At 69.7% G+C, this 24,407-nt stretch carries 29 protein-coding genes; 26 read left to right on the top strand and 3 right to left on the bottom strand.

The features are described from left to right. Nucleotides 1-192: 192 nt before the first annotated feature. The 15 genes from ABD355_RS43780 (at nucleotide 193) to ABD355_RS43710 (ending at nucleotide 13,280) form a co-directional block, all read left to right on the top strand. The gene (locus tag ABD355_RS43780) at nucleotides 193-504 is read left to right on the top strand and encodes a hypothetical protein (RefSeq protein WP_344406977.1); all 312 of its coding nucleotides are present in this window, start codon (nucleotides 193-195) and stop codon (nucleotides 502-504) included. Between the two features lie 92 nt (nucleotides 505-596). Next, nucleotides 597-1,283 carry a GGDEF domain-containing protein gene (locus tag ABD355_RS43775; RefSeq protein WP_344406976.1) on the top strand — a complete coding sequence of 229 codons (687 nt, stop codon included), beginning with the start codon at nucleotides 597-599 and terminating at the stop codon, nucleotides 1,281-1,283. Next, nucleotides 1,280-1,927 (top strand): ASCH domain-containing protein, encoded by a 648-nt coding sequence (locus tag ABD355_RS43770; protein ID WP_344406974.1) that lies wholly within the window; start codon nucleotides 1,280-1,282, stop codon nucleotides 1,925-1,927. Before ABD355_RS43775 ends, ABD355_RS43770 begins: the two co-directional genes overlap by 4 nt. Further along, the gene (locus ABD355_RS43765) at nucleotides 1,924-3,000 is read left to right on the top strand and encodes a sigma-70 family RNA polymerase sigma factor (protein WP_344406973.1); all 1,077 of its coding nucleotides are present in this window, start codon (nucleotides 1,924-1,926) and stop codon (nucleotides 2,998-3,000) included. The genes ABD355_RS43770 and ABD355_RS43765 overlap by 4 nt, the downstream gene beginning before the upstream one ends. After that, nucleotides 3,000-3,782 (top strand): hypothetical protein, encoded by a 783-nt coding sequence (locus ABD355_RS43760; protein ID WP_344406972.1) that lies wholly within the window; start codon nucleotides 3,000-3,002, stop codon nucleotides 3,780-3,782. Before ABD355_RS43765 ends, ABD355_RS43760 begins: the two co-directional genes overlap by 1 nt. A gap of 111 nt (nucleotides 3,783-3,893) precedes the next feature. Further along, nucleotides 3,894-5,036 (top strand): DNA polymerase III subunit beta, encoded by a 1,143-nt coding sequence (dnaN, locus tag ABD355_RS43755; RefSeq protein WP_344406971.1) that lies wholly within the window; start codon nucleotides 3,894-3,896, stop codon nucleotides 5,034-5,036. A gap of 114 nt (nucleotides 5,037-5,150) precedes the next feature. After that, nucleotides 5,151-5,588 (top strand): hypothetical protein, encoded by a 438-nt coding sequence (locus ABD355_RS43750; RefSeq protein ID WP_344406969.1) that lies wholly within the window; start codon nucleotides 5,151-5,153, stop codon nucleotides 5,586-5,588. Further along, nucleotides 5,581-6,582 (top strand): DUF5131 family protein, encoded by a 1,002-nt coding sequence (locus tag ABD355_RS43745; RefSeq protein WP_344406967.1) that lies wholly within the window; start codon nucleotides 5,581-5,583, stop codon nucleotides 6,580-6,582. Before ABD355_RS43750 ends, ABD355_RS43745 begins: the two co-directional genes overlap by 8 nt. A gap of 340 nt (nucleotides 6,583-6,922) precedes the next feature. Then, nucleotides 6,923-7,645 (top strand): hypothetical protein, encoded by a 723-nt coding sequence (locus tag ABD355_RS43740; RefSeq protein ID WP_344406966.1) that lies wholly within the window; start codon nucleotides 6,923-6,925, stop codon nucleotides 7,643-7,645. Nucleotides 7,646-7,715: 70 nt separating this feature from the next. Further along, a complete protein-coding gene (locus ABD355_RS43735; RefSeq protein ID WP_344406964.1) occupies nucleotides 7,716-8,147 on the top strand; it encodes a RapZ C-terminal domain-containing protein in 432 nt (143 codons plus the stop codon). Continuing rightward, a complete protein-coding gene (locus ABD355_RS43730; protein ID WP_344406962.1) occupies nucleotides 8,144-8,827 on the top strand; it encodes a hypothetical protein in 684 nt (227 codons plus the stop codon). The genes ABD355_RS43735 and ABD355_RS43730 overlap by 4 nt, the downstream gene beginning before the upstream one ends. Continuing rightward, nucleotides 8,827-9,357, top strand: coding sequence for a hypothetical protein (locus tag ABD355_RS43725; protein WP_344406961.1), 531 nt, complete (start codon nucleotides 8,827-8,829; stop codon nucleotides 9,355-9,357). The genes ABD355_RS43730 and ABD355_RS43725 overlap by 1 nt, the downstream gene beginning before the upstream one ends. Before the next feature lie 673 nt (nucleotides 9,358-10,030). Continuing rightward, nucleotides 10,031-12,241 (top strand): Mucin-19, encoded by a 2,211-nt coding sequence (locus tag ABD355_RS43720; RefSeq protein WP_344406959.1) that lies wholly within the window; start codon nucleotides 10,031-10,033, stop codon nucleotides 12,239-12,241. Further along, nucleotides 12,238-12,504 (top strand): hypothetical protein, encoded by a 267-nt coding sequence (locus tag ABD355_RS43715; protein ID WP_344406958.1) that lies wholly within the window; start codon nucleotides 12,238-12,240, stop codon nucleotides 12,502-12,504. Before ABD355_RS43720 ends, ABD355_RS43715 begins: the two co-directional genes overlap by 4 nt. Continuing rightward, on the top strand, nucleotides 12,501-13,280 hold the full coding sequence (locus ABD355_RS43710) for a hypothetical protein (RefSeq protein WP_344406957.1): 780 nt from the start codon (nucleotides 12,501-12,503) through the stop codon (nucleotides 13,278-13,280). Before ABD355_RS43715 ends, ABD355_RS43710 begins: the two co-directional genes overlap by 4 nt. 58 nt (nucleotides 13,281-13,338) lie before the next feature. Here the strand turns inward: ABD355_RS43710 and ABD355_RS43705 are convergent, their stop codons facing one another. Next, nucleotides 13,339-13,737: a hypothetical protein gene (locus tag ABD355_RS43705; protein ID WP_344406956.1), complete on the bottom strand. Its 399-nt coding sequence runs from the start codon at nucleotides 13,735-13,737 to the stop codon at nucleotides 13,339-13,341. Between the two features lie 159 nt (nucleotides 13,738-13,896). Here ABD355_RS43705 and ABD355_RS43700 point away from each other — a divergent pair, with 159 nt between their 5' ends. The 6 genes from ABD355_RS43700 to ABD355_RS43675 all read left to right on the top strand — a co-directional run bounded on the left by ABD355_RS43700 (nucleotide 13,897) and on the right by ABD355_RS43675 (nucleotide 18,276). Next, nucleotides 13,897-15,330, top strand: coding sequence for a helix-turn-helix domain-containing protein (locus tag ABD355_RS43700; RefSeq protein WP_344406955.1), 1,434 nt, complete (start codon nucleotides 13,897-13,899; stop codon nucleotides 15,328-15,330). 53 nt (nucleotides 15,331-15,383) lie between these two features. Further along, nucleotides 15,384-15,608 carry a hypothetical protein gene (locus ABD355_RS43695; RefSeq protein ID WP_344406954.1) on the top strand — a complete coding sequence of 75 codons (225 nt, stop codon included), beginning with the start codon at nucleotides 15,384-15,386 and terminating at the stop codon, nucleotides 15,606-15,608. Continuing rightward, the gene (locus ABD355_RS43690) at nucleotides 15,605-16,342 is read left to right on the top strand and encodes a PP2C family protein-serine/threonine phosphatase (protein WP_344406952.1); all 738 of its coding nucleotides are present in this window, start codon (nucleotides 15,605-15,607) and stop codon (nucleotides 16,340-16,342) included. Before ABD355_RS43695 ends, ABD355_RS43690 begins: the two co-directional genes overlap by 4 nt. Continuing rightward, nucleotides 16,335-17,132 (top strand): hypothetical protein, encoded by a 798-nt coding sequence (locus ABD355_RS43685; RefSeq protein WP_344406951.1) that lies wholly within the window; start codon nucleotides 16,335-16,337, stop codon nucleotides 17,130-17,132. The genes ABD355_RS43690 and ABD355_RS43685 overlap by 8 nt, the downstream gene beginning before the upstream one ends. After that, nucleotides 17,132-17,530: a hypothetical protein gene (locus tag ABD355_RS43680; protein WP_344406950.1), complete on the top strand. Its 399-nt coding sequence runs from the start codon at nucleotides 17,132-17,134 to the stop codon at nucleotides 17,528-17,530. Before ABD355_RS43685 ends, ABD355_RS43680 begins: the two co-directional genes overlap by 1 nt. A 542-nt stretch (nucleotides 17,531-18,072) precedes the next feature. Continuing rightward, the gene (locus tag ABD355_RS43675) at nucleotides 18,073-18,276 is read left to right on the top strand and encodes a hypothetical protein (protein WP_344406949.1); all 204 of its coding nucleotides are present in this window, start codon (nucleotides 18,073-18,075) and stop codon (nucleotides 18,274-18,276) included. Nucleotides 18,277-18,410: 134 nt separating this feature from the next. Here the strand turns inward: ABD355_RS43675 and ABD355_RS43670 are convergent, their stop codons facing one another. Further along, the gene (locus ABD355_RS43670; protein ID WP_344406947.1) at nucleotides 18,411-18,974 is read right to left on the bottom strand and encodes a hypothetical protein; all 564 of its coding nucleotides are present in this window, start codon (nucleotides 18,972-18,974) and stop codon (nucleotides 18,411-18,413) included. Nucleotides 18,975-19,264: 290 nt separating this feature from the next. On the opposite strand from ABD355_RS43670, the gene ABD355_RS43665 reads away from it, so the two are divergent. Next, the gene (locus ABD355_RS43665; RefSeq protein WP_344406945.1) at nucleotides 19,265-19,492 is read left to right on the top strand and encodes a hypothetical protein; all 228 of its coding nucleotides are present in this window, start codon (nucleotides 19,265-19,267) and stop codon (nucleotides 19,490-19,492) included. A 281-nt stretch (nucleotides 19,493-19,773) separates the two neighbouring features. Continuing rightward, the gene (locus ABD355_RS43660) at nucleotides 19,774-20,325 is read left to right on the top strand and encodes a hypothetical protein (RefSeq protein ID WP_344406944.1); all 552 of its coding nucleotides are present in this window, start codon (nucleotides 19,774-19,776) and stop codon (nucleotides 20,323-20,325) included. Nucleotides 20,326-20,494: 169 nt separating this feature from the next. Here ABD355_RS43660 and ABD355_RS43655 read toward each other — a convergent pair whose 3' ends face one another. Beyond that, nucleotides 20,495-21,136, bottom strand: coding sequence for a hypothetical protein (locus ABD355_RS43655; protein ID WP_344406942.1), 642 nt, complete (start codon nucleotides 21,134-21,136; stop codon nucleotides 20,495-20,497). Between the two features lie 221 nt (nucleotides 21,137-21,357). On the opposite strand from ABD355_RS43655, the gene ABD355_RS43650 reads away from it, so the two are divergent. The 3 genes from ABD355_RS43650 to ABD355_RS43640 all read left to right on the top strand — a co-directional run bounded on the left by ABD355_RS43650 (nucleotide 21,358) and on the right by ABD355_RS43640 (nucleotide 24,366). Next, entirely contained in the window at nucleotides 21,358-21,972 is a 615-nt protein-coding gene (locus ABD355_RS43650; RefSeq protein WP_344406941.1) for a hypothetical protein, read from the top strand. Between the two features lie 429 nt (nucleotides 21,973-22,401). Then, nucleotides 22,402-23,070 carry a hypothetical protein gene (locus ABD355_RS43645; RefSeq protein ID WP_344406979.1) on the top strand — a complete coding sequence of 223 codons (669 nt, stop codon included), beginning with the start codon at nucleotides 22,402-22,404 and terminating at the stop codon, nucleotides 23,068-23,070. A gap of 537 nt (nucleotides 23,071-23,607) precedes the next feature. Next, nucleotides 23,608-24,366 (top strand): pentapeptide repeat-containing protein, encoded by a 759-nt coding sequence (locus tag ABD355_RS43640; RefSeq protein WP_344406940.1) that lies wholly within the window; start codon nucleotides 23,608-23,610, stop codon nucleotides 24,364-24,366. Nucleotides 24,367-24,407: the final 41 nt, after the last annotated feature.

Raw genomic sequence — 24,407 nt, 5'->3', positions numbered from 1 at the left:
GCGCTGAACGGCCCCGCAGGCGACCAGCCGTCCCTGCTGGCCTGGGCGCGCACCCACCTGCGGGACGCCATCAAGGCCGCTCGCTGATCCCGTGCGTTGAGCGCACTCTGTGCCGCCCCAGCCCCGCCACAGCGTGGGCCGGGGCGGTCGCAGTGGCACCTCAGGCACGAGCAGCGAAAGGAGTTGGACGTCATGACCGCACTGCCCTTCTTCGAGGTCGACGTCCCGATCAGGAGCACCACCCAGCCCGGGCTGTCCGGCTGGCACATCTTCACCGGCCCGGCGGCCAGTACCGGCGAGGCACTGCGCCTTGCCCACGGCGCCTACACCGACGCGGTCGCCACACAGCAGGCCGGACACGAAATTCCCCGCCGGCGGCCGGAAGGCTGGAGCGCACGTGCCGTGCGGCCCGGCTGGGAGCCGGACTGGCTGGCCGCGTCGGCCGGCCCGTGGGACGACCCGCCCGCCTGGAGGCACGCCCACTCCAGCGACTTCGACCAGTAGCTCCGCCCCGGGACAGCCGTCAGTGCTTGGCGGCTTCGTCGGCTGCCCCGGGCCCAACCCACCCCGCACGAGACGAGAGGGAGATCCTCATTATGGGCTCAGCCCCGCGCGTGCACGCCCTGTTCGGGCAGCGCGCACTCTTACTGACCACCGCCGCGTTGACCGGCTGGACCGTGCACGCCCTCGCGCTGCACCGGCGCCTGGCGGCGGCCCGCCGTGACCCGCTCACCGGGCTGCATGCCCGCCCCGGCTACGTCCAGCACGCGACCCGCAGCCTGCACCGCCACGGCGACAAGACGATGCTCGTGTTCCTGGACGCGGTCGGCTTCAAAGCCGTCAACGACCGTCTCGGGCACGACGTCGGCAACGCCCTGATCATCGCGATCGCCTCACGCCTTCAGCAGTGGGTCGGCGACGACGGGATTGCCGCACGCCTGCACGGTGACGAGTTCGCTGCAGCTCTCACCTGCCCGGCCGCCGACCGAACCCGGCGCCTGAAGCAGCTGCACCACCTGCTCCACCAGCCCGTCGACGTCGACGGCCAGGCGGTCGACGTCGCGGTGTCCATCGGCGCGTCCAGCCCCAGCGACCTCCACTCCCGCGACTACACCTACGTGCTGCGCGGCGCGGAAGGCGCTATGTACGAGCACAAGCGGGAGGGCACCGGCCTGTACCGCATCGCCACCCCCGACCACGCAGGCGAGCCGACCGTCAACGGCCGGCGCCTCGGGCGTACGGGCACCACCGCCCACCCTCTCGCCTCGGAGGACCTGCGATGACGCTCTCCCCCGTCGCGGACACCGCCCTGATGGCCCGGCTGTCCCGCGAGGCCATCCCCACCGGCGCATACTTCCGCACCCGCACCCCCGCCGGGACGCTTCCGCTGACCCCCCAGCAGCAGCGCACCAACTACGAGGTCCTCGCCACGGTCTCCAGCCGGCCGCAGACCGCGCCGGACCACGACCTCACCCCGATCCGGTGCCTGACCATCCGGCCGCCCTGGTCGGACCTCATCGCGTTCGTCGACGATCCGGCCGCCAAGCGCATCGAGAACCGGGTGTGGAGCACCCAGTGGCGCGGCACCCTGCTCATCCACGCCGGATCCGAAGTCGACATGCAGGCCCTGGCCCTGGACGCCGTACGGCAGACGCTGGACGACGACTACAAGCTGGTGCGCGGGGCCGTGGTCGCCATCGCCGACCTCGCCGACATCCACGCCGACGACGGCACGTGCACCCGCTGGTCCCAAGCCGGCTGCTTCCACTGGGAGCTGGCCCGGGTGCAGCGGCTGACCACACCCGTCCCGGCCCGCGGCTCCCAGCGTCTGTGGAAGCCCACGCCGAAGCTGCTGCGGCAGATCGGCGACGCCAACCCGCACCTGCGCAGTCGGCTTGCCGCCGCGAATGCGGGGGCGAGCGCATGACCGTCACCGACACGACGACGCGGCCGGCCTCCGAGGCGGAGCGGCCGGTGGTCGCCATCGTCGACGCCGCCCGCGGCGGTGACCGCGAGGCGTTCGGCGTCCTGTACGCCCGCTACCGGCCGCAGATCTACACCTACCTGTGGCGCCGCACCCACGACCGGGAGCTGAGCGAAGACCTGACCGCCGACGTGTTCGTGCGGGCCCTGGCCCGGATCGAAGCGTTCACCTGGCGCGGCAGCGACTTCGGCGCCTGGCTGGCCACGATCGCCCGCAACCTGCTGCTCGATCACTACAAGAGCTTCCGGCACCGCCGGGAGGTGGCGACGGGCGACATGCGCGACCAGGACCTGGCCGTCGGCGACGTCGGCGAACAGGTCACCGAGCAGCTGGCCAAGGCCGACGTCCTCGCCGAACTCCGCAAGGCCCTGGGCGGGCTGACACCCGACCAGTGGCAGTGCCTGTGGCTGCGCTACTGGCACGACCTGCCGTTCGGCGAGATCGGCCAGCGCATGGACCGCAGCACGTTCGCGGTCAAGATGCTCAAGGAACGCGCGCTGCAGAACCTGAGCGCCCCGGAGATCAAGGCCGCGCTGCTGAACGCGGCCTCCAGCTCCCCCTCGCAGGCCTGCGCCGCCCCGCAGACCTCCCCGCGTATCCCGTCGCCACGACGGACCGCGCCCTCCCCCCATCTGGACTCTGGAAGGACCCGCCCCATGGCGACCGACGCCATGCCCGCCACGCTCCCCCCGCTCACGGCCAGCCAGGCCGTGGCACTGGTCCTGCTGCGCGACGGTCTCACCGAACGCAGCATCACCCACCGCACCAGCATCGGCGGCGACACCCTGTACCGGCTCGCCGCCGCCCACGGCATCACCGCCCCGCACGGCACCGTGGAAGGCCACCGCTGCCACGAGGCCGCCAGCACCGATCCGTGCGACGGATGCAGCCTCGCCGACAGCCGCGAACAGGCCCGCGCGCTCGCCCGCCAGCGCAAGACCATCACCTCCCTGCCCTATGCCCTGCGGCGGCAGGTCTCCACGGCGCGCACCGGCTACAGGAAGGCGGCAGGCTGATGGAACCCATCCCGTACGCGCTCACCGGCTACCTGGACCATCCCGCCGTGCCCGGCACCGGCGACGGGACAGCCGCCTGGCGACTCACTTCGTCCCCTGCGGACTGCATGGAGGAGCAGGAGGCACTGATTCCCTGCACCACCAGCCAGCCGGACCTCGTACACAGGATCACCCACTGCCAGACCGGTGACCTGCTGCGAGTCACCGGCCACCTCCACCTCCCCGACACCGCCGACGGACTCATCCGACTGGACGTCGACACCCTGGAGGTCCTGTGGGAGGTGGAGCCCGAGTTCGACCAACTAGAAGATGAGGCGGAGGAAGACGAGAGCGAGGACAACGGCTTCGCCCAGACCGAAGGCCAAGCAGGGCAGGTCCGGGCGGTCCAGACTCTGGGCGAAGCACTCGCCGGGCTCGCCGGCGACCCCAGCCACGACGGACAGCCGGGCATCCAGATCGTCATCTGGCCCATCGGCATCCGAGACCCGGACAACCGGCACTCCCGCTTCGCCGAGATCACCACAGCGACCACGCACCATCTCGCCGACGCCGTCGACGCGATGCGCGCCACCCTCAACAGCCAGCCCCCGCAGGCCGGTGCCGGCCTTGACCCGCAGGCCCTCGCCGACCTCACCGACTACTTCGACGACCTGGACCTCACCGAACTCACCCGGGACGTCCTCGATGCGACCCGGCCCGAGGACCGCCTCGCGGTCACCCGCGCCCTGGACGACCTGTTCGGCGACATCCCCGTCACCGGCATCGACGACAACGAGCAGTAGACCGCCGCCCCGCGGCCCCCATCAGCATCGACCGGCCCGGGCGGGCCGCCTCCACCTCGCGGCAGCCCACCCGGGCCCTTTCACATCCGCAGCCACGACGAAAAGGCCTCGATGAAACTCACCATCGACACCGACCAGCTCACCGACGCCGCCCAGTGGGCGCTGCGCGCCATCCCCGGAAACCCGCCCACACCGGTCATGGCTGGCATGCGACTCGAAGCAGCCGACGACAACACCCTGACCCTGGCCGGGTACGACTACTACCGCTCCGCCCGCGCCCGCGAGGACTGCGAGGTATCCGAGCCCGGCACGCTCCTGGTCCCCGGCCGCGTCTTCACCGACATCGTCAAGGCCTTCCCCAAGAGCAAGCCCACCACGCTGGCACTGGACGGCACCGACCTCGCCCTCTCCTGCGGCACCGCGCACATCCTCCTGCCGACCCTTCCGCTGGACGACTACCCGACCCTGCCGACGATCTCCGCCGCGAGCGGCACGGTCGACGGCGCCACCCTGGCCGCAGCCGGCGCCCGGGTCGCGGCGGCCTCCACCACCGACGAAACCATCGCGGCCCTGACCGCAGTCCAGTTCGGCCTCAGCGACACCGCGATCACGCTGTCCGCGACGGACCGGTACACGTTCCACGTCGCGGACACGCCCTGGACCCCCAACTCAGGCCCCAAGGGCAAGGGCAAGAACAGGCCCCGCGTCGCGGGCAACGCCCTCGTACCGGCCGACGCCGTACGCGACGCAGCCCGCATCCTCGCCGACGCCGACCAGGCGGAACTCACCATCACCGAGTCCCAGTTCGCCATCAGCGTCCCCGGCCGGTGGTCCACCAGCAGCCTCCTCGAAGGCGAACTCCCCAAGTACGCCGCCCTGTTCCCCACCGAGTTCGAGTCCATCGCCACCACCGCCACCGAGGCCCTGATCGACGCCATCAAGCACATCCAGCCGCTGCTGGGCAAAGCCGACCCGATGCTCCTCGAAGTCACCGACGGCCAGATCACCGTGCGCGCCGGCACCGACGATAAAGGCCGCGGCCGCGACCAGGTCCACGCCGACCTCGAAGGCGCCCCGCTGACCATTGCCTTCAACCCTGGACTTCTGCTCAGGACTCTCCAGCAGATCGACGCGCCCGTCACCCAGTTCAGCTTCACTACCCCGACCAAGCCCGTCCTGCTGCACGCCCCCGAGCAGGCCGACACGTTCCGGGGCCTGATCATGCCGATCCGCCTCACCAAGGGCAGCGGCTGAACCACCCCTCCCGCCCCCACGGGCGCCACCCTGCCTGCGGGGCGGCCGTCGACACCGCTCCGGCCGCCCCGCAGCACCACCTGTCCCAGCACGTCTGACCCCAACATCCCGGAGATGAGGAAGCGCATGAAGGCCCGCGCATTCTGGAAGACCGTCCATCGCCTCACCGGCCTTGGCGCCGACGGATACGTACGCGACCAGGAGGCCGCACGTGGTCCGAAGGTCGTTGTGCTGTGCGGATCCACCAGGTACTGGGACCAGTTCCAAGAGGCCAACCTGTACGAGACCGTGGCCGGCCGGATCGTCCTCGCGCCCGGCTGCAACCTCAAGCAGCCCCACCCCCTGTGGGCCGACCCCGCCCAGGCCGACCGGCTCAAGCGGGTCCTGGACGACCTGCATCTGCGGAAAATCGACCTCGCCGACGAGGTCCTCGTGGTCAACCCCGGCGGCTACATCGGCGAGAGCACCCGCCGCGAGATCGACTACGCCCGCGGCCTCGGCAAGTCCATCCGTTACACCCACCCCGTGGACGGCGAGGACGGCCGTGGCTGACAGCACATCGATCGAGTGGACCGAAAGCACCTGGAACCCGGTCACCGGCTGCACCAAGGTCAGCCCTGGCTGCGACAACTGCTACGCAGAAACCTTCGCCGAACGGTGGCGCGGCACCGCCGGCCACCACTTCGAGAACGGCTTCGACATCACGCTGCGGCCGGACCGGCTGCGGCTGCCGATGACGTGGCGCACCCCGCGCCGCGTCTTCCTCAACAGCATGTCCGACCTGTTCCACACCGACATTCCCGACCACTACATCGCCCAGGTGTTCGCCGTCATGGCGCTCACCCCGCAGCACACCTACCAGGTCCTCACCAAGCGGCACGGCCGCATGAAGACGCTGCTGTCCAGCCCGACCTTCTGGCATCTGGTGGCAGAGCAGGGCCGTGAGCACTTCATCGGCTGCCAGCAGGACTGGCTCGCCGTCGGCGCGATGCTGGGCGGAGACCCGCTGCCCAACGTGTGGCTGGGCGTCTCGGTCGAAGACCAGAAGTGGGCCGACATCAGGATCCCCGCCCTGCTCGGCACCCCGGCCGCCGTGCGGTTCCTCTCCTGCGAACCGCTGCTGGGGCCCGTCGACCTCAAACGGTCCGTCATCACCATGGGCAGCGAGCGCGGACACGGTCTCACCGCCTCCTTCGTCCACGCCGGCGGCTGCTGTGAGAGGGGCCTCCACGGCATCGACTGGGTGATCGCGGGAGGAGAGAGCGGGCCCCGGGCCCGCCCCATGCACCCACAGTGGGCCCGCCACCTGCGTGATCAGTGTGCCTGGGCCGGGGTGCCGTTCTTCCTCAAACAGTGGGGCGAGTTCGCACCCGAGGACCACGGACACGGCCGCGGCCGCGTCGCCCTCATCGACATCCAGGGCCGGAGCTGGACGGAGCGAGAAGCACCCGCCCTCAAGGACGCGGTCCGCATGCGCCGCGTGGGCAAGACCCGGGCCGGACGGCTCCTGGACGGCCAGCACCACGACGGCTTCCCGATCCGGTGAGCGGCATGACCGGCCGGGTGTACCTGGAACGCGGCCAGCCCGTCACCGTGCTCATCGCGTACTGCGGCCGCCGTGCTCCCGATGTCACCGGCGACTGGCTGCACTTCCAGTGGCCCGGCCGGCGACCCGCCGCCGGGCCACGCAACGTGGCGATCCTCCGCACCGACGGATCGATCGTCGTCAGGCCGTTCCGAGGCCTCACCCTCAGCGCTCCGACCGACCGCCCCTCGAGGACCCCATCCCGGCCAGCTCGGCGGGACATCCCTCATGCCTGCGGTCCGGCCGTCGATACCGACCCCGGCCGTCCCGCAGCACCAGCCCACTCACCGAAAGAGCCCTCATGACGGACACCACCACCCACCTCACCCGCCTGCGCACCCGGCTGCTGAGCACCGCCTACGCCAACGCGGACTTCTGGACGCAGCGCACGGCACTGCTCACCGACCAGGCCCTGGCGGGCCTCGCCGACCGCGACCCGGCCGCCGCCGAAGACCTCGCCCACCGCCAGATGGACCCGGACTTCCTCAACGACACCCGGGTCTTAGGCGCGGCCATCCAGGCCGGGATCGACACCAGCCACTGGGAGGGACGGCGCGACAAGATCCGCGACTACGCGCGGGAGGCTGACTGGCTGAACACAGGGACCGACCCGGACACCGAGGCCAAACGGCTGTGGGCATCGCTGTACGACCACTACCCCGCCATCGCGCAAGCCCTGGCCGTCTTCCTCACCGGGCTGCCGCCCACCTGGCGCGAGGACCTGTTCACCCGCACCTACCTCTTCCCCGCCGCCAACGGCACGGCCACGCCGCAGCTCCCGGGACCGGAGACCGCGCCTTTCGACGACCAGGACTGGGAGGACTGCCCGGCCTGCACCGAAGCCCAGGACTCCTGCCGCTTCCACAAGGGCGTCAGCGTCGGCATGGGCTACCAGGCCGACCTGATCAAAACGCTGCTGTCCGACCACCAGGCCACCGAGTACGTCCAGCAGCGTCACGCCGAACTGGAGGCGAGGGCTGCCCAGTCGGCGACGGCCGACACGAACACCTCTACCACCCAGTGAACGCCCGGGGCGGCCGTCGGCCTCGAGTCCGGCCGCCCCCGGCGCCTACCGGCACCACGAAGGGAAACCTGTGCCACCGACCCCCATCGAGCTGACCTCGTTCGGCTACCTCCATCAGCCGACCGGCACCGACGGACAACCCGTGCCGCCCACCGCCGACCGCATCGAGGACGTCCGCGAGCGCCTGCGCGACCCCGCCGCCGCCCGCAACATCCTGGACCTGGACGGCCGCCACCCCGACGTCCAGGCCGTCGTCCTCGCCACCCCCGGCGCCCCCGAGCTGCTCGACAACCTCACCGCCTACGCCCTGCTCCCCGCCGGCCCCCACCGCATCGCGATCGGATGCGCCGGCGGCAAGCACCGAGCATGCGCACTTGTCGAGCTGCTCGCTCCGCGCATCCTGGGGCACGGCGTCCCGGTCACCATCCGGCACCTTCACGCCCACCTGCCGCGCGTGCTGGAAACACCCGCCACCAATCCCGAACAGGAGCCCACACGATGAAGCGTCTCTTCCGCCGCTGCGGCCACGCGCCGGGCGCCCTCACCCCCGAGGACCGGGCCGCCGTCGACCAGTTCCGCGCGACGCTCGCCGCCCTACGCGACATGGAGACCTGGACGCCCGGCCTCTACAAGGACATCGCCGTACGCGTCGGCCCGTTCGTCGAACGAGCCCACCCCCGCCTGGGCGACGACCACGGTCCCAACCTGATCGCCGTCTCCCTGGTCCACCCCGACACCCCGCACGCCGCGGCCTACCTCCACGGCCACCAACTCGGCTACACCGGCAGGGGCTGGCTGCGCTGCGAGACGGACAAGATCCTCGGAGTGTGGAACCCGGCCCTCACACCTCTCACCCACGCCGCGGCGGACCTGGAACTTCCCGACGACGTCGGCATGGAACCCGCGCACTACGCCGTCCACGTCGAAGCCCGCCGGAAGGACAACTCCGGCCGCATCCTGCTCCGCATGGGCCCGTACACCCAGACCTGGCTCGCCTCCCGCGACGCGGACCGCCTCAACACCTTGCTGGAGGGCAAGGCGGCCACCGTCATGCCCGGCTACACGGTCACCGCGAAGGGCACGCCGTTCCACGTCAGCGACCACGCCTCCTACAGCGACCCGCACGAGGCCGACGCCTGCGAACTCCTGGCGGCCCTCCTCGAGGACGTGAAAGCCCCATAGTGACCGCGGCCCTGTACGAGATCGAGACCAGCGAAGCCGACGACGGCACCCACCAGCCCGCCGAAGCCCTTTGGACGCCGGCCGGTGAGGATGCCGTCGACCACGGGTTCGTCGTCCACAGCGGGGTGTACGTCGCCGGCATCAGCTCCCCGGCCGACGACAGCCTCTACCCCCAGGCATTCATCGCGCTCGGACATCACAAGTGGAGTGAACTCATCGAGGCCGCTGCCGCGTACATGGACCGCATCCACGGCTGGCGAACCCTGCATATCTACCCCGGCGACGACCCGACGGAGGGCATCCCCCGCATCCCGCGCGCAGTGCTCACGTACGGCGTGTTCTTACGGCACTCGCACCCGGATGACCCCTGTGGCTGCGAGTGGGAAGGCAGCTGGCGCATGGTCTGGGCACCCAGCACTGAGCCCGGCGCCGTCCCGATCACCGCCATGCGGCACCTTGCGGCCTCACCGGCCGCGACCGGCGTCCCCGACCCTGACCACGACGCGGCATCCGCGACCTGGGCGGCCTGACGCCCAGCACCAAGCACGGCAAAGGCCCGTACGCCCCGCGAACACGGCGGGCGTACGGGCCTTTTCGCGTTACAGGGCACCGTCTGTAGGTCGCTACATCAGGACATGCGGGCGAGCTACCTATGCGCTGCATCCCGTACGTTGCTCTTGATTCCCTTGAGGATCGCGTCACGTGTGAGACCGAGGACATCTGCCATGTCGGTCTGCGCCCCCCGATACGCATTCTTGAGCTCGGCCATCCGGCTCCAGAACTTCTCCTGAGCGGCGGTGATTTCCTGGTCACGCTCCTTCTCGGCCTCTCGTACGGCCGCTGCCAAGCGTTCGACTGCGCCTTCTGGGCGGCTGTGTCGCGGGCTCACTGATGAACTCCGTTCGAGTGATGGTCAGATCCGCTTCGCCCGAGTGGTCAAGGTCTTGCCGAGGCCACCCGTCGGGCGGGGAGAACCCGTGTGGCCACGCAGCACAATAATGCAGAGTCCCCGTATGCATTACAAGGCTATGCGCTTGCAGGTCGAGGCCAACGCCCACATCCGGCCGCCGCGGCGTCCGCGCGTCACGTCGAGTCAAGGGATAGAGATGCGAGAATAGCTTGACTATGCATAGTTAAATTATGCAATATAGAGTCCACGATCTCGCCCCGTACCGGCGATCCCATGAAGGAAGCCACTGACTGATGGACGCCAAGACCTACAACGACGGCCTCGCTGATCTGCGTGAACTGCGCGACCAGATGCGGCCGTTGGAGCGTGAGCTGAAGAAGCTGCAGGCCGCTCGGGACAAGAAGATCGCCGCGTTGGCTGCCTACGAGAAGGCGAAGGCCGATCGGCTGGCGACGTCGGCCGGTCTATCGGTGATCGACGTCGTCGCCCTGGCGCCCCGCCTGGCCCCCCAGGCGCCCGCGGGCGGGCCCGCGACCGCTGCGTCGACCGCGGGACCGGTCGATGATCGTAACGGGGCTGAGACAGCCGCACAGGAGATCAAGGAACCCGCCGATTCCGCCGTTCCCGACCTGAAGACGGCGCCCGCCGCGGCCGAGGCACAGCAGGTCGGGAGCCAGGACGAGGAGCCCGTGTCCGACACCGCCGCGGCCGCGGCGGTCGAGCAGGCCCCTCCCGTCTCCGCCACCCAGCCGGCCGAGGAAGCGCCCGCGCGGGAGCTGCCGTCGATTCCGGCCGGGGCTGAGGGGGACCGCTGGTTTCGGCAGGAGTCCAACTTGGTGTCGAAGCCGCCGAACTTCCGGCAGGCCGTGCGGCAGATGGCCTTCCTCGACACCGCGACCGGTGTCCTGGTGTGGAGTGGCGGGAGCACCCGGCTGGAGCTGGGGCGTGCGGGTGTGGCGGAGGTCCTGACCGCGGTGTACGCGACGGTCCCTGCCACGATCGAGCGGATCTACGTCACCGGCGGCGACCCCTGGCACCGGGACGCGGGCCGGTATGAGTTCCTTCGGGACGCGGTCGCGGCGTGGTTGAACGGTCCGCTGCCGGAGGGCTGGCAGGTGGAGTCCTCGCGCGGCAAGGATCATCAGGCCGGGCACCTGGTCCACCCGCGCAATCCGGTGGGCCGGTGGCAGCGCGGCAAAGACCAGCACACCGAAATCCGGTCCGTGGGCGAGTGGTTCGACCCCGAGGGAGCGTCGCCGGAGATCGTGCGGCAGGCCTTCGTGGAGCTGTGGAAGGCCCTGCACGAGAAGTGGAAGGACGTCGTGCTGATGGGCTCGCCGTCGCAGACCGGCCGTGACCTGTGGACCCGGACCATTCCGGAGCGTGGCCGGTGGGCGGAGGGGTATCCGGTGCTGTCGCAGGAGATCCGCGGTCTGCTGCATGCGACGGCCGGGCAGGGCCGTACCGAGCTGATCACTCCGCCGCGGGTGCCTCAGCGGGTGCCGGCCTGGTACGAGCTGGACCGTACGTTCGCCTACGCCAAGCACTGCTCAACCTCGCCGACGGGTGTGCCGCGCCGGATGACGAGGGCGGCGATCGCCTCCTTGAGCGACAAGGAGAAGAACGACCTGCTGTATTCGCCCGCGCACTGGCAGGTGAAGGTCACCATCCCGGAGGGGTGGGAGCACGTCGGGCTGCTGCCCGCTCCTGCGCCCGGTGAGAGGTCCTGGCACTACCCGTACGAGGCCGGTCGGACCTTCACGACGTGGACGGGGGGCGCTGAGCTCAACGTGGCGCTGCGCAACCCGATCATGCCGTGGAAGGTGGAGATCCTCGACGGCCTGGTGTGGGAGAAGGAACAGCGGCCGCTGCAGGAGTGGGCGACGAAGCTGCGGAGCGTCTGGAACCACCTGCTGCGCTGGTCCACCGCGCACGGGGATGAGTCGATGCGGTGGGCGTTCCGGTTGGCGGCGCGGGCGGTGCGGTCGATCCTGCTGTACGGGATCGGGACGTTCGCGCAACGTCCGAAGATCACCACCGGGTCCGTGGAACTCAACACGGACGGGTCCACGCCAGAGATCCCCGACGGTGCGCAGCTGACCGGGATCACGGACACGCACGTCACCTGGCAGCGCTACGGCGGGTTCGCCCGGGATCCGTACGCGCACCCGGAGTGGGCGGCCGCGGTGTGGTCGTCCGCGCGTGCGGCGCTGCTGTCGACGCACCAGAGCGAGATCATCGGACAGGACGAGAAGACCGGCGACGTCAAGGTCCGCAAGGGTGTGCCAGCCGGTGCCCTCCACTTGCCGGCCGGATCGATCCTCGCGTTCCGCACGGACGCCATCTACACCACCGTGCGGCCGGACTGGCCCTACAGCGGGCAGCCGGGCGACTACCGCCTCAAGGGCGCGATGCCCTGGGAGCAGCCCACCCCCACGAACGATGAGGAGTTCTTCTACCTGCAGGGTCTGGGCCGTCAGGCGCTGGAGGCGGAGGGGCTGTGACCGCGGATGTGACGTGGGAGGCCCGCTGGGAGCACTCCGAATGCGGAGCGTCCGGCGAGGCCTTGTTCCCCGACGAGCACGCTCCCGACTCCGGCCATGACGACTGCCCTGAGCCGGGCGAGATCGGCTGGTACGGGCAGTGGGCGTGCATCTGCGGCGCCGAGGGTGACGGCGACTGGGAGGACGGCGACACCGCCGACTCCAGCCACGAGTGCGACACCGAGGACGAGTTCGACGACGAGGATGAGGAGGCGGCCGCATGACACCCCGACAGCGTCGCGGCGGCGGCCGCCGCGAGCAGCGCAACGAGGCCGCCCGCCTCACCGACGAGCTGATCGGCGAAGGCTTCAACAAGAAGCAGGTCGCCGAGATCCTCGGCCGCAACGCCTCCCTGGTTTCGCAGTTCTTCACGAAGAACAAGGGCGCCTCCATGGTCGAAGCGCTGCGGGCAGTCGTCCAGGAGGTGCAGGCCGGCGGGCCGCGCGACATCGACAGCCTTAAGCGGCTGGCCCGCGGACACGTCCGGCCCCGCCTGACCAAGGGCGGCGAGGTCGCGCGGGTACGCCGCCGCAACGCGGTGCGCTCCACCCGCACCGTCACCGACGATCAGGGCCGGCGCCGCAAGGAGTGGACATCGTCGCTGGCCCGGGCCGGCAAGCAGCACATCGCCTCCGGTGCCTCCCGCCTGTACCCGATCATCGCGGAGGCCGCCGAGAACGACGGAAGGATCGGCTTCACGGTGCGGGCGCTGCGCAGCATGTTCACCCACGACTCCGGCCGCCTCGCCGACTCCCCCGGGGTGCGCCGCAACGTCGTCCAGCGCAGGGACGGGACCGAGGAGCGGGCCTACGGCGCGAACGTCGGCGGGCCCGGATCGGGTGAACAGGGCTTCGACGCGGTCGAGTTCAAGGCGATGGTGGACGCGGCCGGCGGCGACGTCACCGCCGCGGTGAAGGGCTGGCTGGTCGAGACGGGCCGCATGCATCCCGAGGCTGAGATCGTCTACCTGGAGATCCGTGCGTGGAGGGAGAACCGGTGAGCATCGTCCACGGGCGTCCCGACCCCGCGGGCGGGCGGGGACCGGTGTTCGGGAGGCGTCACTTCAGGAAGGGAAGGATCAGCGCGAGGACGGCGAACGCGCTGCTGAAGCAGGCGGCCGCAGCGGCCAGGCGCTTCGGCCGGCTCAGGCCTGGGCTGGCGACTCCACCCGCGGGCGCGACGGTCGGCCCGGTGACGTCGTATCCGACGTACGCGAGGGCGACGCCTATGGCACCGGTGAGGACACTGAGGATGACGCGGCTTCCGCTGGGGCCGAATTCCAGGGTTGCGCCCACAATGCAGGGGTCTGCGATGGCGGCAAGTGCTGCGGTGCCGGCGGCGGCCCAGGCGCGTGCCCGGGTGGTGCCGTCGGAGAGGGCGAGCCGGAAAGCGACGCGGGCGATGACGGCTGCGCCCAGGGCAGTGATTCCCAGGAACACGGCATTGGCGTTGGACATTTTGTCCCCCGAGGACGGAGTCCGAAGTGGGCATGGCGAAGGGGCTGGAATGGGTGTAACACCCTCCACGCATAATGTCCCATACTCGCGGCATGAACGGGTAGAACGACTGATGGGAGGAGGTGGGAGGCTGTGAGCGCGTCCCGGACCGGTCGGCGGATGAGTGCGCTGCCGCCGGAACTGCCCCCTGCCCGGCGGCGGTTCGTCGAAGAACTGCGACGGCCGCTGGAGGCCCAATCCAGGCCTCTCGCCGAGCTCGCGGAGGCCGTCGGCATCAGCCCCTCCAGCATGTCCCGCTTCTTCAGCGGAGCTCGTCTGCCCTCCCGCGAGCAGCTCACCAGCCTCTCCGACGCCCTGAACCTGCGAAGGGGACCCAGGCGGGATCTCGAGTTCCACTACCTTCAGGCCCTGGCCGAGGCCGAACGGGAGGGGACGGAGCCCTCGGCAGTGAAACTGTTCGCCTCCACCCTGACGAGCCACGTCCAGGCAGCCGGTTTCACGGCGAAAGACGTCGCTGCAGCCCTGCACTTCACCGAGCGGGTGGTCTACCAGATGCTGTCCGGGCAGCACCTTCCCTCCGAAGGAGGCCTCGACAGACTGCGTAACTTCCTGGGCGTGTACGGCGAGGACCGCGAACAGCTGATGTCGCTGTACCAGCAGGCACGTGCTGAGGAAGAGAGCAGGCACGAGCCGCCACGCCGGCCTGCGGCCGCTCACCTCGCGGAGAGGCTCAAACGACTCAACGAGTCCACAGGGGCAACGTCTCTCGACCTTGCCCAACGGGCCGGCGTCCCGCAGGGCACCGTGTACGAGTACCTCCAAGGGCACCGCATCCCTTCCTGGGAGGCGCTGCAGCTCATCCTGGAAGCGCTGGACGTCGACCGCGACACCGGGCAGGAGCTGCGTCGGCTCCGCGAGCTGGCCACGGAGGAGGAACACGCGCGGGAGCGCCGCTTGAGCCTTCAACGTGCGATGGCGGCCGGCGAGGTCCTCGACAAACTGCTGCGCGGTCTCAAGACGGAGTCCGGTCTCAGCCTGCGCGAGATCACCGAGCGCGTCGAAGAATCGGGTATTGCCGTCAGCAAGTCCACCGTGGACCGCATCCTGCAAGACCCGGCACACTCCCCGCAGATGAGCCTTCAGGTAGCCGAGGTCCTGATCGAAGAGCTGCCCCGACGACGCCGTGGTCCTGTCCGTGCTGCGCTCTTTCGCGCCCTGACGGTGCTCGAGGACACACCGCCAGAAGACGCTGTCGACTCACTCGTGCAGGAAGATCCCGCCGACCCCCTCGTGCGGCGCGCGTTGTCTCTCGACGTCCTCGACAGCGCTCAGCCCAGCACCGAGGTTGACCTCCTCGACCTCGTGACGCGAGGAATGTACGACGATGCACGGCTCCAGGAAGTGCTGGCCGGTCTCACCGAGGTCGAGCGTAAAGTCGTGGAAGCGTATGCCGCGAACGAGGGCGCGACCTGGCGTGAGGCTGCCGAGTCCATCGGCGTTCCCAACTCAGCGTCCTTCGCCGAACGCGTGCGCCGCAAGCTCAAGCGACTCGCCGTCGAGTACCAGCGCCGGAATGAGGGGGCAGCGCCTTGAATGGCAAGTTAGCTGTCAGCGTCGAGCGGCCGCCTTGCCCGGAGTGCCGCACCGTGAAGTTGGCGATGGAGTTGGACGGCTTCGACTTCTTCAACTGCCCGGCCTGCGGGCGCCGTTCCTTCTGCTCGGACGACTACGACGACTCCGAGCTCCCCTGCTACAGCCAGGAGGAGGACGGCCTGGTGGTCATCTACCACGGGCACGGTGAAATCGACGTCGAGGCGACGGCCGAGCTCGCCGCGCAGGCCCCCGACGACACCGAAGGCGAGCAGTGGTGAGCGCGGCCGCCGTTCTGCCGTACGCCACCGCGCAGCGCATCGGAAGTCGCTCCCACCAGTGCGATGCCACCGCCGTCGCCGAGTTCGAGGGCACCATCGCGCACGTGCTGCTGGACGGCATGGGCTGCAGCGCGGAGATCGCCCAGTGGACGCGGGCCACCGCCCGGCAGCTGGCCGCCACCGCCGCGCGCCTCGGTGACGCGGACGCCGCGCTGCGCCAGGTCCATGCCGCCGCGGCCGCGGAGCCCGGCCGCGACAAGCACTGGCAGACGATGCCGCGCGCCGTCGCGGTCGTCGCCGTCTTCCGGCCCGGCACCCTCGTGCAGATCGCCTGGTGCGGTGATGCGCGAGCGTACCGGCGAGGCCTGGACGGCGTCGTGCGCCGCATCACCGACGATCACAACGCCCGGCAGGACGCGCTTGAGCGAGGTCGGCCAGGCGGGGACCGCAGCAAGGTGTTGTCCTTCCTTGGCGACCCCCGGCCCTCCCCCAGGTTCGGCGCCCGGACCGAGCCGGCCGAGGGACTGTTCCTACTCATCTCCGACGGCGGGTACGAGCCGCTCGAGGCGCTGGGCTGCGATCTCTGGGTCCATCTACTTGGCCCGCTGGACGAAGTGGCCGACGACATGGCCGCGTTCGCCGCCGTCGGCCCGGACGCGGACAACGCCACCGTCGTCGTCATCGATCTCTCCCCCGACCACCAGCCCCCGCATCCCGGAGCCCACCGTGCCTGAACCCACCCCCCGGCGCATGCCGGCGATCACCGTGTACGGCGGCCGCGCCGTCACCGCACTTCAGCAGGTGACGTCTTTCCTCGACAGCGCCGGCGTCGGTCCCGAAGAAACCCAGGAGTTACTTGCCCTCATCCAGGCCGGCGCTGTCGAGGGCGCGCAGGGCGACGTCCTCGAGCTCGCCGAGCGTCCTCCCCGAGACGCCACCGCGCAGGCCGCACAGGGCTGGGTCGCGGCGGTTGAGGCCGCGGCCGCCGAGCTCGCGCACATCGCCGACCGCACCATGACTCTCGCCCAGCCGGCTGCCCGGCCCGCGGCGCCGGCGGCACCTCCCGCCCCGAGCTTGCCCACCTCGATCGACGAGGCTCCGCAGGAGCAGGTGGAGCAGGTCCTGGCCACGGCCGAGCGGCTCTTCACCGAGCTGACGGGCCGCACCGACTACAGCCGCGACGCGTCGCTGGAGACCCTGGCCGTCGTGCTCACCGCCGTCGCCGCCGAGGACCAGGCCGGCTACGTCGCGCAGCTCGAGGCCTTCGCGGCCCGCAACCGTGACCGGCTGACCGAGCTGTACCGCAAGTATGGGCCGGGCGGCGAACTCGCCAGGCTGGAGCGCAGCGGCCTGGTCGAACAGCCGGAAAGCATCGTGATCGCCGAGCGCCTCGACGCCGCCCCGATGTGGCTTCAGGGCGTGTGGGACGGAGAGATTGAGGAACTGACCCTCGAACGCTTCGCACAGCTATGGAAGTTCGGGTGCGATGCCCCGCGAGGCGCGCGACCGTCGAGGGCACGCTGATGGCCCAGGTGATGATCGCGGACCTGCTGCGGGTGATCGCCGCGGTGCCGGGATGGCGCGAGCGTGGATCCAACGGAGTACGCCTCGCCTACGACGGGAGCTGCCTCGTGATGTCCACGGTCGACCGGCCCGAGGAGGTGCTCGCGCGGGCGGACTCGCGCGGACACGCCACGGCGGCATGGGAGTTGACCATGTACGCCACCAGCTTGCCGGGCGTGCGGGTCTGGCTTTCCTCGCTCGACGGGGAGCAGCTGGTCGATGTGTCCCCGTTCTGGGCCGGCACCCCAGTCCTGGTGGTGTTCACCGCAACGGGCGGCCACATGGCGTTCCCCGTCATCGACTGCCCGTCCGCGGAGGTCCGGCCCGCACCAGGAGCGGCCACTGGGCTGCCGACGTAAGACGGTATGCTGCGGTCGGCGGCGCATCCGTGCGCGCCGGCTCGGCCCGTTGGGGGCCAACAAAAAAAAGTCTCTGAATGAATCTTGATACTCGTTGAGAGGCTTTGTCCCCCCAAATCGGACGGGCCCGGCGGACCGCGTTTTCGCACAGGGCCCTCGGAGGCAAAGGGCCCTCAGTGATCCGCCTGGAGATTCCCGCCGCGAACGGCCTGATCGTCGTCGTGAGTTGTGTTGTCGGACTCCTCATCTACCGTCGAAGCGTCACTGCCCACCAGGCATCGACCGGGCGAGGCGACCTCGTGGCGGCCCTCGGCGCTACGGCAACCTGCATCGTCGTGCTGGCCTTCCTGTTCGGACTGGGGGCGGAGCCCCCAGCCCTTCGCCGCAGCCGTCGCCCGCCGCCACCCCCACAGACCGCAGCTCCCCCGCTCCGTGATCCCGCGGCGGCCGCCTGGCGGTGGCGTGGCGCATGAGGCCGTCTTGCGGCCTCGGACCTCTGGTTGGAACCCTGATCATCCCGATGACCAGGGAGGGGCAACGCGGTGGAAGAGACAGAGCGGTTGAAGTCGCTGATCATCCATACGGCACAGGAGCTGTGGGAGGACAAGGACGCACTGGCGAAGTTCCTCGGGGTCGTACGGCGTAGTGACGCATTCGTCCCACTGGCCGATGCGTTGGAGACGTCCGCCGTCAGGCCCGCGAACGCGACCTTCCACGGCGTGAAGAGTACGGAGTTCCAGGGCTGAAGGAAGGAGGGCGGAGCCGACGTGAGGAAGGCCGGCGTCGCCGTGAGCGACTACGGCTCGTCAGCTCAACTCCGGGGCGGCGGGCCGCCATTGCGCCCTTGAGGACTGCGCAGCCGTGTCCCGCCTGCGGCCCCTCACCTGCTTGGGGCCGGTGCGGAGCCCAAAAGGCTTCCAAAGGGGCCGAAGACCCAGGCATCGATCATCTTCGGATAGGTGTCGATCAGGTCCTGCGGTGCGGGTTCGCGGGGCTCTTCAATGCCGTGGCACCAGGTCGACACGATGTTGTCCCCGTGCGCGAGGTCAGCGACCGCGGTCCGCAGGCGGGAAGCGTGCGTGAGGATGCGGTCGCGGCTCAGGTCGGACACATATCCCGCTGCCGCGCCCTCATGGGCGATGAAGTTGCGAGCCTCCTTGGCCGCGGTGAGCAGGCCGGCGGTCTCCGCCGTGGATGACATGCGGCCGTTGAGGTCATGCAGGGTCGGGCCGAGCAGCTTATCCGTGGGCAGGGTGGCGATCGCCTGCGCGAGGTCGGCGACGGGGTCAGCCTGCGCCGCCGCGACCAGATTGATGATCCGCAGAACGTAGCGGCACTTCGTCTCGAAGGCGTTGGCGACATAGAGCGAGCGCCCCAGCGAGAGGTGCAGTGCGTCCAGAAGCTCCGGCTCGCGCGGAGGTAGATAGCCCAGCGACCACGTCATGTCCTCCACGGTATTGCCCCTGTCCACCGGATTTTCGCGTTGTTCCTCACGGCGGACGACTCGCTTCGAACGAGATCGAGAGTGTTCCCGGAGCGGGCTGGCTGTCCCAGGCGGGCTAGCGTCAGCTCCATGGCACGCGCCGCCAACCCCGACCGCGACGTCGTCCGGCTGACGAACGAGATCCGTAACACCGCCGATCTGATGCGGCATTCGGGCTGCAGGAGGGCTATCTGCCCTACAGGCACCTCAGTTCCTAATCCCACACCACCCGGGAGACGGCGCAGCTGTATTTGCACCCCACGGGGACGGGCGGCTGGGAGCTGCGCAACAAGCCCAGGGTGAGCGGCCTGAACGACGTCATCTGGACGGCCGTCTGCCTGATCCAGGCCGGCCGGATCCTCGACTCCATCCTCGCCGAGCAGCCGCTGGCCGCCGAGCTCGACCAGGTCACTGCGCACTTCGGTGTCCCGGAAGACATCGTCCCCCGGCGTCGCCGCCGCCCGGGTGCCGGCAAGTAACCCCGACGACGCCCCGCGCGCACGGTCTCCTCCGGCAGAGGTGAGTCGATGATGTGCGAATGACATACATAGCTCCCCCAGAGTGGCCGCCGCCGGCTGGATGGCCACCGCCGTCCGACGACTGGACACCGCCGCGGGGTTGGACGCCGGATGCGCGCCGCCCGGTCCGCATTCCACCGGATGGACGTGGCGTTCTGCTGCCGGGGCTGCCCGGTGGCGCTGAGGAACCCTCCGCGCCCGAACCACCGGCCTCTTCCGCCGATGCACGCCCTGGAGTCGTGGTGCGGATGCTGGCACTGTGGGCGCGGACCGTCCAGCGCGACGCCCACAGCTACTACCAGGCCGCGAGCAAGGCCGCCTGGACGGACCGGGCACTCGACTACGGGGAGGAGTGGTCGCCCACCGAGGACGATCTCGCACGGGCCCTCGAGGACGTCTGGGTTCGTGGCTACCGACTCGTCATGTCGGCCTACCAGATGGAGCGCTGGTCGCGGGCTCACCAGCAGATCACCGGCGGTGCCGTGGAGTCGGACGAGCGCCTGGAGAAACTGCGCAACACCATCGAGCACCTCGACGAGGCATCCTTCACCGATCTCGTCGCGCAGAAGGGCCCGACCGATCCGAAACGCAAGAGGAAGAAATGGTCCATCGAGGAGCTGCCCGGCAAGGAGCTCTTCCTGGGATTCGACGCCGGCTATACCGAGGCTGCGTTCGGCCTGGTCAACCTGCGGGATGTGACAGAGCGGGCACGCCCGTACGCCCAGCTTGATGCACCCGACAAGCCGTCGTTCGACGACTACGAACCCGATTCGTACGACCCTGAGAGCGACTGAACCGCGCCTGCACAGCGGCGTGTTGTGCGGGACCGGATCCCGCCTGCCGAGCTATCACCGTGGTGTCTCAGATGCCGTGGAACCAACGTCATGAGACACCACACCTCGGCAGTTCATTGGTTCCTGACGCGAGGCGCCAGGACCGAGCCGGCGGAGGGTCCTTTCCCGTTCAGCACACGACAGATACCCCGCAGAGGCCTCGGCCCTGTACGGCGGCGTGCCGCCACATCCGGAGTGGCCCATCCAGCACGCTCTCCTCGTCCTCGGTGTAGTCCAGCCAGTCCTGCGTCTCAGCTGCGAGGCGCTCCTGTGGGGTGAGGTCCAGTGCTCGCTCGATGGCAGGCAGTGTCGCGCGTACTTCGGCAGAGGTGAGCAGGAAGTTGCCGCACCAGCCCGGCAGGACGGCGGCCCGGTCTGGGCCCACGGCATGGAAGAAGGACCGCAGCGCGAACTCCTTGCTCTGCACCGAGATGAAGAAGTCCTCGTCCTCGGCCAGCGTGTCCCATACGCCCGTGAGCATGGAGAAGTCGTCCTCGTGCGACAGGCCGTCGTATAGCTTCTGCACGTGCTCCCCTCCAGCAGTCAGCTCGTGGAAAGAATGCAGCGCGTCCGCCTCCCGGCCGCTTGACTTACCGAAAGGGTTCCACCAGGTCCTGAAGTCCGGCAGAGGCTCGCGCCGCCAGCGGTCCCAGCGCTCTCGCGCCGACGGCTCATTCCGTTCCGCGGCGATCAGCGGGAGCAGCCGCGGAGCCAGAGTCCCGATGAAGGCGTCGTCGTGGGCACTGATGGACCAGGCCGAGGTGAAACCCATGTGAGGACCGTACGGTGCACTACTTCTCGGAGGCCGGCGGTATGGCCGGGCGGTTAGGGCTCGCCTGGTCGTGATCGCGGGTGGCTGCGAGGCGAACTACGGTGGTGCCATTGGGTGACAACACTGGCCGGGAGGGCTGTGATGACAAAGCCCCTGAACCGCCCGGCCGGAGCGCGGCAAACACATTGAAGTAGCGACCGGCCGTCCGTAAGGCTGCCGACATGGGTTCCCCGAACTTCACCGCGCCGCCGTCCGATCCGGAGTCTCCCGCCGTCGACGCCTTCCTCTCTGCCGTCGACCACGCGATGAACAGCAACACCTTGCTGCTCACAGCGGATTGTGACGTATCCGTCGTAGCCGGGAACCGCCAGGATGTCCTGCACGCTTTCCTGCGCACTGCCCTCTTCGAGCGGCTGATGCGTGCTGCCGACGTGCGCCGCAACTGGTACAACCTGACGGACGAGTACGACAGCGAGCCGTTCGCGCAGCCGCTCCTTCGGGAGGACTTCCACGCCACGGTCACCCCCCTCGACCATGCAGGCTTCCTGGCACGGCTGCGCTGGATGCTCTGCGAGGCGTTCAGCCCCTACGGCCACCACTACCCCGCAGCGGACGCCGAGCGTCTGGTCCGCGGCTTCGCCCGTGAACTGCTCGGCGCAGAGAGCCCTTCATGGTCCTTCGCCACTGTCAGCCCCGATTTCCTGCGCTCCACCGGCTACTACAGCGGCGAGGAGCCGCAGCCGCCGGCGTACTTCGATGGCGGCGGCTCCGACACAGCAACGTTCATCTACCACGGAAGCACCGTCCACCTGCTGCTGACGAACGGCTCGCCCTGAGAAGCTCTGCCTGACGCAACGCCGGCAGTGGTCCAGGGAGCAGCGGCGTGCGGCCGACTCGCCGGTGCGGGCGGGATACCGTCGACCAGGCGCCGAACTCCTGCGGATCTCTCACCACTGCGCGCCGGTCTTGAACCGCCAGATCACGCCCTCGAACCGCTGGCGCAAGTGCTCGGGGTACAGGCCATACTTGCCGATCGGTAGGTACGCCGCCCGCTGAACTCCCGCTCGGCGTTGGTCAGTTGGAGTCGCGTCACGCAGAACGATCTACCGGGGCGGCCTCCACTGCGAGGGCTAATCCCGCAGGTCGATCACGACTCGATACTCGCCCTAAGGGCGTAGCGCTCCTGTGCGCCGGGCCCCTGGTGTGGTTCGGCGGCTTCGGTGGGGCAGTATCTGCTCGGTCTGTTCCGGTCGTTGGGGGTTGTCATGCGTTCGTTGCGTCGCGCGGTGCCGCTGGTGGTGCTGTCCTGTCTGGTGCTGGCAGGGTGTTCGTCCTCCGGGTCCCATTCCGGTGGGGGCGCCGGGAAGAACGGCGCCTCGGGTGCGGCGGGTTCGGCGGTACCTGCGGGTTCAGTGGGGATTCCGGTGGGTGCTGGTCCGCAGGCGACGTACAAGGTGGAGCAGCAGCCCCGGGCGGGCAGCTGCCACTACCGCTACACCAAGGATGGGGAGCCGCTGCCGGATCCGAGGTGCACGCCAGGTGCGATCTCGCCGGCGGTGACGCAGGCGAACCTGGCGCAGACGATCTGCCGGAAGGGCGGCTACACCAAAGGGATCCGCCCGCCGGTTTCGATCACGGGCCAGGAGAAGAAGCTGAATGCGGCGGCCTACGGCTACAAAGGCAGCCTCAGTGAAGCCGAATACGATCATAAACTTTCGCTTCAGCTGGGCGGCGACCCGAACGACGCCCGCAACCTCTGGGTGCAGCCGCCGGACCCGGGCCACAAGCCGGGCGGCGGGATCAACAACAAGAAGGACCCGGTGGAGACGAAGCTGCACACCGCAGTCTGCTCCGGCAAGGTCACGCTGGCCGCAGCACAGAATGCGATCGCTACGGACTGGACAACGGCGTTGCAGTCGCTGGGTCTTGGGTGACGGCTATCCGCGCCCGGACAGGCCTGAACCCGTCGTCGGTGGTAGAGGCCGGGTTCAGGATGTCGGCCTGAACAGGGCCATCCTCGATGTGGCGCCCGCCGGCTCGGGATCCGTCGCCACTGCCCTGTCCGCGGCGCGAAGGCCGGTCAGGACTGCACCGACCCCGGTGGGACGTGCTGCGCGGCGATCCAGCGGGAGGTTCCGCAGGCGCAGGTGGAGCAGGTCCTGGCCGCACTTTGGGCACGCACTGCTACAGCTTCGCAACAGCGGGTGCACCGGGTGCCAGCCACCCGTATCAACGTCTTCATGGCCGCCATACCGCCCCGCCGCTCCGGCCGCGCTGCCCGTCTGCAGCGCGTCGCCCGCCGCCGCACCCGTGCCGCGTCCCGCCGCGTTACCGCTCCGATCGGCTCCCGCCCTCCAGGCCGAAACCGTCGCACCCTCGCCCCCATAGCTCCCGCTGCCCGGCAGCCGGCCGTCATCACACGAGCGGACTGGTGGAAGCGCATCCAGGAGGCCGCAAGCACTCTGGCCGCCTTGGGCACCCTCGGCGTCCTCATCTTCGCCTGGCTGTCGATCCAGCAGGTTGACGACGAACACGCTCTCACCCGGGAGAAACAGGTCACGGACCGCTACAACGCCGCCGTCAACAACATCGGTGGGGACTCCTTGGAGGTGCGACTAGGCGGCATCTACGCTCTGCAGCGCATCATGGAGGACTCCCATCGCGACCAGCCCTCGATCGTCAACGTCCTGTCCACCTACATCCGGGATCACGCCAAGAAGCCGAAGCAAGTCACAGACCTCCCTGATAGGAAGCAGGTCGTTGATGTCCAGGCCGCCCTCACCGCACTCGGCTACAGGGACCCGGCCTACGACGGCACCGCTCGCGTGGACCTGTCCGGCTCGTATCTGTCCCGCGCATACCTGCGCGGCGCGAACCTGACCGGCGCGAACCTGACCGGCGCGGACTTGTCGGGCGCGACCCTACTCGAAGCGCATCTGCGCGGCGCGTATCTGTCCAGCGCGGACCTGCAAGAGGCGGACCTGAAAGGGGCGGACCTGCGCAGCGCGGACCTGCGCGTCGCGGACCTGCGCGACGGATTCCTGGACGGGGCGGACCTGTCCGGCGCGACTCTGCGCGGCGCGGACCTGTCCAGCCAGGTCCTGAGCGGCGTTGATCTGTCCGGCACGATCCTGTCCGGCGCGAACCTGTCTGGCGTGGACCTGCACGGCGCGAACCTGTCCGGCGCAGACCTGCGCGGCGCGGACCTGCGCGGCACCACGGGGCCGTGATTCGCGCCGGACAAGGCTTGGTTGGTGGGGAATCCGGCGAA

Origin of the sequence: Streptomyces longisporus, from assembly GCF_039532765.1 — a bacterium.
In the GTDB taxonomy this organism is placed as follows: Bacteria; Actinomycetota; Actinomycetes; order Streptomycetales; family Streptomycetaceae; genus Streptomyces; species Streptomyces longisporus.
Note: the sequence above shows the minus strand (reverse complement) of the source record. Positions and strands in the feature narration are given on the sequence as shown.